Genomic DNA, 8,662 nt, shown 5'->3' with positions numbered 1-8,662 from the left:
ATCACTCCTGAAGTAAATTCACCGGTAACCCCTAACCTTCTTGTCTTCCACACTATCGCATGTGATACGGGATCTACGTCCCAACCAGCCTAACCATGGTTGAACAAGTAGGGGGAATGAACTGAATAGCTCTCGGGATCTAAGTCCCACGGGCAGAAACGTTCGATTCCCGGCTACCGCAATCTTACGACCATACAAAAAGGAGGTCGACCAGAAAGATCTGGTGACCTCATAATACGAACGGGCAGAATAGTGGAAGAGGTTGTTCTTTAATTGAAGGCAATCGCATGTGAAGTGCGTTTCATTGCAAACTGTGCTGGTTTAAGTAAAGACGTGACACGGAGATGCGCTCCTATGTTTTGATCTCAAACAAGGGAGTGCTTTTTATATAAAAACGGGAGAGGGATCTCAAACCGCAGATCCGACGATTCCTAGGAGTTCGACAGGATACGATTCACTCCTATGGTTAATAATACGCATGCTTGACTACACCCCCTGAAAGGATTGAAACTGCAAGTATGCTGAACAAAAAAACAGTGCTTCTTTTTTTGTTTACGGTTTCGTTGATGCTCGTGCCTAGAAACAGCGCCGAAGCTGACCCGCCTAGAAAAGAGAACGTCACTTCATTTCTCCAAACGATCCGCAATGGCGGCTATATTATCTACATGAGGCACGGCGAGGCGACGGTAGGCCAGGACTCACCGGATGTAAATATTAACGATTGCGGTACCCAAAGAAATTTGAGCGAGGAAGGCAAGAAGCAGGCTGAAGCACTCGGTCGGATACTCAGTACACTGCATATTCCGGTTCGCTATCCTGTTTTGGCAAGCCCTTTTTGCCGCACCGAGGAGACGGCTAAAATCGCTTTCGGAAGTAACAATGTTGAGGTATATCCTTTGTTAGCGAACATTGAAGAGTTAAGAAAAACGAATGTTTCAAACGAACGGAAGCAGTCCATCACTGAACATTTAACCAAAATGTTGGAAACGATACCGCCTCGCGGAGCAAATCAAATCTTAGTCGGGCATATGTTTCCGGCCGGTACGTTGCTTGGCGAAATCCCGAATATGGGAACCGTTATAATTAAACCAAGAGGCGCCGGAAAGGGATATGAAATTGTAAAAAGAATAAGCTTGGAACAGTGGTCGACACAGAACAACGGATATCTCCAAAGGCTCAAGAAAATTAGTTGAGCCTTTACGCTAACGGGCACGAAGCCGATCACCACGTCATCGCTTGAGCAGGAAACTTATCAAATAAAATAAGTACACAGACAACAAGGCAGACCCGAGAGGACTGCCTTGTTGTGTTGTGCTGTGTATGGATTTTCAGTCCAAGTGGTGGGGGCTCCAAGATGAACTCGTTTTCAGCATTTCAATAAGATCGCTTGTCTTCAAGTTTTGGTTTCCTGCATTTATTCGAAACCCATTGTGCTGCTCATGCCCATTGATTCCAGGACGAATGGTAAAGGTTGTTTCAATTCCTAACTTATGAGCGATTTGAAGAATGGTATCGTTATAAGCTCCGTAAGGAAAAGCGAGTGCGCTACGTGAATTTTTCAGCTCCGTTTTGAGTCGTTTTTCCGCTATAGCTAGGTCATAATGAACACGGCTTTCATATTCACGCGTCGTTTCCAAGCGGTTTACAGATTTAAGGAAGATAGGATGAGCCAATACAGGAACCCTTCTTCTTATTCCGTTAAAGTGTAGAGTCATGTAGGCGTGTGAATTGTAAGTATGATTATAGAAGTTCATGCCTGCCTTTTTCATTTCCCTCATTTGTTGCCAAGTTAATTTCGCACGACCCCTGTGCTTCTGATCATCAATTGTTGAAACTACAATAAAATCAGTTGCAGTGACGCCAAGTTTTCTTAGCAAAGGATATACATTTTTGTAAAACGTACCATACCCATCATCAAATGTAAGAAGTACAGCGTTATCCGGAACTTTTTTGTCTAGCATGATAAAGTCCAAATACTGATCCATCGTAATCATATGAAAACCATTCATCTTGATTGCGGTAAGTTGCTCATTCAATTGCTCAAGAGTAATCATGCTCGCATGCTTTGACTGAATTTCAACATTATGATACATCAACACAATCACTTTATCGTGATAAAAAACGGGAGAAGAATGCTTTGTTTCGCGGTTTGTGATCGAAAGGCGGTTAGAAGGTTTCCTCGTTTCCTTTGCATGAAGGGAGGATGCTTGCGAATGATCAAAATGGTGAGTTTCGTTTCGATGAGATCCGCAAGAAATAACAGAGAGAACTATAATTTGCATGATTACAGTAACAACCATTCTCATATGTACACCTCTTGAATGAGTTTCGGCAAATGCTCTAGTAATTATTCAAGAATGCGGTTGTAATAAATACTGCGTTAGGAATCGACAAACGGCGAGTATGTTAGTTGATGTCGGGTGACAAGAACTTGATCCCATTTCTGAAATTGACAAGAACTTGCACTCATTCCCGACAAAAGACAAGGAATCGCATATTGAAGGCAAGGCCATGAGGCTCTGAAAAAAAAGATTGTTGAGTTCGCACAGAAGGCTATCAAGTTTCCTAACCAGCATGCAATTTATTGAATTTTGCATAGTAAACATACAATGTGGACATCCTACCCGTGAGAAAAGGGGTGTCTTTTTTTGCCAACGTGGGTTGAAATTATGCTACGCACGCTATCTGCCGTATCCATACTGTTCATTATGACGAAGATACTCGGCAAACGGCAAGTTTCACAGCTGTCACTGTTTGAATACATTACGGGTGCTTCTCTCGGTAATATCTCTGCATACATCGCGCTAGATAGCGATCAAAAATGGTATCTGGGTGTGCTTGCATTATCTACATGGGTTTTTGTATCGTTACTCATGGAGTTCGCAACGCTTTGGAGCAGATGGGTTCGCGGCATTGTAGATGGTAAAGGGACAGTGTTAGTTGAGAAGGGGACTTTAATCAAGAAAAATATGAAGAAGGTTCGCGTAACGCTCGACGAGTTCATGATGCAAATGCGCGGCAACAGTATTCAACAGCTCGCTGATGTGGAGTATGCAACAATGGAAGCTAACGGCGAAATCACGTTTCTGCTTACAAAAGAACAGCAGCCGCTCACTGCTAAAACACTTGGCTTAGCGGTACAGCCTGAACGTGAGCCACAAAGCGTAGTCATGGACGGTTTTGTTATCGAAGACACGCTTCGCCGTTCGGGATTCAATCGGGTATGGCTCAGCAAACAGTTATCCGAAAATGGTGTGGATCTCGATGAGGTCTATCTTGCACAAGTTGATGACACAGGCAAAATCACGATACAAACCGGTGACCGTGCGATACCATAGATGTGCTCGGCGAAGAAGAGGACCACAAGCGTGTACTGCGGAACGCTCAGGGCAAGATTGCCTACAAAGAAGACATGTTCGCTGTGCATTTCAAACGGCTCATCAAAACCCGCAACTGACTCGGAGCGGCATGCTCCGGTCGCGGGTGTTTAAAGAATTCACCTTATAGTCTTTATATTGGGTGTCTTTGTGGCGCTCTTTTTCGTGTATGCTCCGTGTGCTCAATTAGTGGCTGGTGGGTTCCATGCCAACAATGACGTTGCTCAGACTAGCTAGGGATTGCGTCTTTTTTATATGGAAAGTCTGGAGAATGTTTGGTGAATAGTACTTTATTATGGAGCGTAGAGGAATGGGTGTCGGGTGACAAGACATTGGATCAACGGATAGGATAGCTGAACTATCCACCCATGGAAGAACGTCATTTCTACCATAATCTGTGGTGCGTCGCTTGCACGTTTCGGATTTAAAAAAGCTCATAGCGAGAAGGGCCTTATAACGCCTCTCGCCATGAGCTCTTTTTGATTAATTTCCTTTAGCCAACTGAACTGCAGCGTCGGCCTGCACAAGGCCGTATCCAAAGCTGCTGTCCTTTCCGGCCGTCCCGAGGTCCTTGGCGGACAGCTGCAGGATGGAACGGATCTGCTTGTTGGTCAAATTCGGATTTACAGACCATGCAAGTGCGGCTACTGCCGAGACATGCGGTGTCGCCATTGAAGTTCCTTCATAATAGGCATAGTCCCACTTGTTAACTGTGACATTTCCGAAACCGAGTCCGTTATTCCGTATCGATAAACCGTTGTTATACGAGACGGAAATGGTCGGAATCCATTTGCCGGCACTGCCCAGCGTGAAGTTGCCCACATCGCCGGGATTCATCGTATCGTTATTGGTAATGATGGCTGCCGATGCTCCCTGGGCTATCGCATTCGTAATCTTATCTGAGAAGGCGTTCGATCCCCGACTGATTAGAGCGATCCATGAGCCGCTTGCCGGCTTGTTAGCGCAAGAAGTTGTAGAATCGGCCAAACCGCATTCGACCAGCAGACCGGTTACGTTGCCATAGGGGGAGTATTCAACTGCGCCGCTTTTATAGACGGTTCCGTCTTCCGAAGCCGAGGGGATCATTCCCGTTCCGCGGGGCACGCTTGAGAGCGTTCCGACACCAGGTGCCACCACTTCCTGCTCTGCGCCGAAGTTGGAGAATGAGGCAAGATTCAAGCTGCTGTCAATCGCTCCAACGGCTACAACGGAGCTGTATTTCGCAGGATATCCGATCGGGCTGCTATCGTTACCGCTGGCTGCGATGCTGAGCATTCCGTTCTGATAAGCCTGATCAAACGCTTTTTGTTCCGTTTTGGAACCGCGATCGCTTCCCAACGAAAGGCTGGCAATTTTGGCTCCATTTTGCTGACACCAATTCAGACCGTTGATAATTCCACTCGTTGCACCGGTTCCGTCGTCACCCAGCACTCTAGCAACATACAGGTCGATGCTGGGGGCAACGCCGATCCGGCTTCCGCTGTTGCTGGTCTGGCCGACGATCGTTCCCGCCACGTGCGTGCCGTGCCCGTAACCGTCGGTTGCATCCGGATGGCCGTCTCTTATGAAGTTTTTGCTGGCCTTAATGACCGATACGCCATTGCGGACAAATTCCTGGTGAGCGTAATCGATACCGGTATCCAGCACGCAGACCTTGATGTTCTGTCCTGTTGCCCCCAAGTTCCATGCCGCTTGCGCGTTAACGGCTTGCAAGCCCCAAGTGTAAGCTGCGTCGGTATAAGTCGTTGATTTGGTGGTGGCCTTCGTCGCATGAACGACTCGGTCATCTTCCACATACGTGACATTCGGATTGTGCGACAGGCCTTGGGCGGAAGCAGGCGATGCCTCAATGCGAACCGCATCCAATTTGTCCCATTGTTCTTTCACTTCAATCCCAGGTGCTGCCAAAGCCTTCGGAGAGACGCCGTGAGTCATTCCTACTAAATAGGAATGTTTTTCTGCCGGTGCCGCCGTTACAAAGTTGGCACCTAGCAGGAGAAGAGACAGTGCAGATCCTGTTACCTTCCACAACAAGCCTTTCTTCATCAAATGACCGGTCTCCTTTCGAGCATAGAATGGGAAAATAAATGGTAACTAGAGTTTAATCATGGCTTCATTTGTTTCCCATAGGTAAAAGTGCCTTAATGAGAGGTTCTCACGTACGAATTATGCGAGAGAAAGGTAGAAAATGAACGAGGGATGTCTAAAAAGTCTGAGAATAGAAGGGGAGGTTGCATTATTCGCGTGACCCAGATCTGACTAATGGAAAAGCAGAAGTGCTGAAAGTGGAATTTCAAAGTGATCTCGAGCCGAGACAACTGCTCCCTTTTCATTACGCTATTCCAGCTAATAGCATGTCAATATCTAATCATTAATGGCTGCACGTATCAAAGTTTCTGGTACTGCCACCTGTGCAGACAATGCTTGCACAAAAACCGACGATACACCTCTTAGGGCAATTTTTGAGTCAGGTGTAGTAGGAACTTCCGGGATAGCATCCATTACTAATTGGAAGTTACTATCCACAGTTGTCTCTACAGATAATACAGGAAAGAATAAAGGTATTTTTAGTAACATTCAAATTAATGGAGTTGCTATATCAAGTAGTTCTTTCTTAACTCCAGAGCAAGATCATGCGTACATTACAAGAGATGCTAATAATACGGTTACGATCGATGTGGACTCTAGCAAATATCCTCTACCCTAAATGATCCAGCTCATGATGTAGTGGCACATTCTAGAGAAACTTTTTATGAAGTTACAACAAAAGGTTAAGTGGAAGCGTTAGTGATATTAGAGATGATTTTGATAAGATAGTTTGGAGGAGAACGAATGGAATTGAGAAAGTCTGTTCTGGCAATAATAGTAACTTTAATGATTGCAAGTTTTTCTTTTTCTACTGTAAGTGCAGCAACTCCACCAGTCTATGGTTCTGTTATTATTAATGGACAAGCTCTGGAGTTCAAAGATAAACCCATAGTAATTAATGGTAATACAATGGTGCCCTTCCGACAAATATTTGAAGCATTAAATATGAGTGTCGAGTGGGAAGCGATAACAACAAAGATTACTGCAACAAAGGTGAATTTAACAATAAAGCTGACTTTAGATAGTTTGCATGCAGTCGTTAATGATAAAGAATATATACTAACGCAATCTCCATTCGATACTTCTACAGGTGTTGTCTATGTGAATCTCAGATTTATAAGTGAAGCTACAGGCGCAATAGTTGGTTGGGATAATAAAAGAAAGATAGTAACAATTAATACTCATTAAAGCTCCGAGGTATTCGCCTAATAGGGCTGGGTAGGGGGGGGGGAGGCGATGTAGGAAAATGGTATCATCGCGAATCAAAGATGGGAAAGTTTGTACGTAAGAAAGCCTAAAGAAAGCTGCCGGCATTGAGCCAGCAGCTTTCTTTAATTTAGTATGAAAAGAACTGTTACCTAATGAAATCTTGCTAATACAACTAACGCCTCATGGGGCGTGAGAATGAACCTGTGTGAGTAATATACAAAGGCTGCGAGCAGTCTTGTTCAGCTAACGGGCAGGATTTATCAACGAAATATTGAATAATTATTGTTAATAATTGTGATGTTCATGAGGAATTTAACTGCTCCAGCACACTTGGGCTTACTCGATTAACTTGAAGAAACAATCGTATGAGAACTCAGAAATTTCACTATTATATAAGGTTCGAGGTGATTAATTTGATTAGAATTGTATTCGTGTTGTCCCTTGTACTTGTGTTACTAACTGCCTGTGGCATTCGAGATGATGTTATAACTGCAAATGGAGATTTTCCTCCGATAATCGGCAATTATTCATTGGAAGAGGCAGTTCAGAATGAAGATGTGGTCCTTATGGGGTTTGGAATGAGTTATAACATAGACAAATGGGCTCAGTTTCTCAAACAAGTAGATGAAAAAACACCGGCTCAAATTCGTATAACAGTCCATGGCTTGGATAGTGGTTTCATTTTTGAAGAAATATATTATGATGGTAAGGTGATTCATTACAAATATGACAACTCAAGAGACGCCATGGGAACCGATATAAGCAACAGCACGATTTGTGCTGGATTTGGAACCATGACTAATGTAAATGGTACCTGGACGGTGCTATCGGGTTGCGACAATGAAGTTGGTGCTTCACTTGGAATGATGAAAGACATCAAAGAATATAAAGAAATAGACATTGTTAAACTTTATAATTTGAATGTGAGACCAAAGTGAATCAATTTTTAAATAAGTTTTGTCTTGATTTAACAGGTACAATAGTTAAAAAACAAGAAGGCAACCGACTAGAAGCGAGGTTGCCTTTGTTCAACTAACGAGGAACGATAGCACAACAAGAAGCAGGCTGCCGATAATCGGCGGCCTGTTGTGTTAACGGACAGGATAACGACAGTAAGGGATCGAAATCTATGATGAGTATTGTTGAACATGGGAGGAGAAGAGAAATGGCCGAGGTTCTTTTTTTTTCACCACGCACTAGGACTGACAAAGGGTATTTACACCTTCGCCGACGAGCTTAGAGGGGAGGGGCACACTGTACATACTCCTGACCTTTTCGACGGTCACTTGTTTACCACTATCGAAGACGGCTTGGCCTATGTCAAGGAGATTGGGTTCGAAGAGATAATGGAGCGCGGTACACGTGTGGCTAGTGAGATTCCGCGTGAGATCGTCTATATGGGGTTTTCGCTCGGTGCAGCGGCCGCTCAGAAGCTCGCCCAGACTCGTGAAGGCGCCCGTGGCGCGTTGTTCTTTTACTCCTGCGTTCCGACCTCGATGTTCGGATCTCCATGGCCAGCGGATCTGCCGGTGCAGATTCACGGCATGGACGCAGATCCCTATTTCGTTGACGAGGGCGACATTGAGGCGGCACGTGAGCTCGTGGCGTCGGCCAATCATGCCGATCTCTTTTTGTACCCAGGCGATCAACACTACTTCGCAGACAGCAGTTTGCCCTCGTATGACGCTGACGCCACGGCGTTGCTGTTGCAACGTGTACTTGAATTCCTCAGGCATTTGGATGACTGAGCGTTGCTTACAAATAGAAGGCCAGGCGGTTGGATTCATCTATGATATTAGTAAGTTGATCTAGATTCTTTAGGTGCGAAGTTAAAGAAGGGTTGATTGAGCTAAACCAGCTAATATCTTGTCAACATTTTTCATTAGAAGCTCGAAAAATTACTGCTATACTAGAATCTGAGCAAGATAAAGAACCCTCCGAAAGTAATTTGGAAGGTTTTTCTTGTGTTGGTTGCTTAGTCCAAATTC

The 8,662-nt window shown here is 44.6% G+C and carries 8 protein-coding genes; 6 read left to right on the top strand and 2 right to left on the bottom strand.

Annotated features, from left to right (window positions below; translation table 11 throughout):
* The first annotated feature begins 518 nt into the window (after positions 1–518).
* Entirely contained in the window at positions 519–1,193 is a 675-nt protein-coding gene (locus tag AC0LWF_RS27625) for a histidine phosphatase family protein (RefSeq protein WP_474654686.1), read from the top strand.
* A 135-nt stretch (positions 1,194–1,328) separates the two neighbouring features.
* Here the strand turns inward: AC0LWF_RS27625 and AC0LWF_RS27620 are convergent, their stop codons facing one another.
* A complete protein-coding gene (locus tag AC0LWF_RS27620) occupies positions 1,329–2,306 on the bottom strand; it encodes a polysaccharide deacetylase family protein (RefSeq protein WP_474654685.1) in 978 nt (325 codons plus the stop codon).
* A 342-nt stretch (positions 2,307–2,648) separates the two neighbouring features.
* On the opposite strand from AC0LWF_RS27620, the gene AC0LWF_RS27615 reads away from it, so the two are divergent.
* Positions 2,649–3,338, top strand: coding sequence for a DUF421 domain-containing protein (locus AC0LWF_RS27615; protein WP_474654684.1), 690 nt, complete (start codon positions 2,649–2,651; stop codon positions 3,336–3,338).
* 522 nt (positions 3,339–3,860) lie between these two features.
* Here AC0LWF_RS27615 and AC0LWF_RS27610 read toward each other — a convergent pair.
* Positions 3,861–5,423: a S8 family serine peptidase gene (locus AC0LWF_RS27610; protein ID WP_474654683.1), complete on the bottom strand. Its 1,563-nt coding sequence runs from the start codon at positions 5,421–5,423 to the stop codon at positions 3,861–3,863.
* Positions 5,424–5,751: 328 nt separating this feature from the next.
* Between AC0LWF_RS27610 and AC0LWF_RS27605 the strand changes: the two genes are divergently transcribed.
* From AC0LWF_RS27605 to AC0LWF_RS27590, 4 genes are all read left to right on the top strand, one after another.
* Positions 5,752–6,084, top strand: a complete 333-nt coding sequence (locus tag AC0LWF_RS27605) for a YrpD family protein (protein WP_474654682.1) — start codon at positions 5,752–5,754, stop codon at positions 6,082–6,084.
* 125 nt (positions 6,085–6,209) lie between these two features.
* Positions 6,210–6,653: a copper amine oxidase N-terminal domain-containing protein gene (locus AC0LWF_RS27600; RefSeq protein WP_474654681.1), complete on the top strand. Its 444-nt coding sequence runs from the start codon at positions 6,210–6,212 to the stop codon at positions 6,651–6,653.
* Between the two features lie 434 nt (positions 6,654–7,087).
* Positions 7,088–7,612 (top strand): DUF4362 domain-containing protein, encoded by a 525-nt coding sequence (locus AC0LWF_RS27595; RefSeq protein ID WP_474654680.1) that lies wholly within the window; start codon positions 7,088–7,090, stop codon positions 7,610–7,612.
* A gap of 210 nt (positions 7,613–7,822) precedes the next feature.
* Positions 7,823–8,422, top strand: a complete 600-nt coding sequence (locus AC0LWF_RS27590) for a dienelactone hydrolase family protein (RefSeq protein WP_474654679.1) — start codon at positions 7,823–7,825, stop codon at positions 8,420–8,422.
* The last annotated feature ends 240 nt before the right edge of the window (positions 8,423–8,662 follow it).

The sequence above is a fragment of the Paenibacillus sp. sgz302114 genome (assembly GCF_056120345.1).
This window is presented reverse-complemented; position numbering and strand designations above follow the sequence as displayed.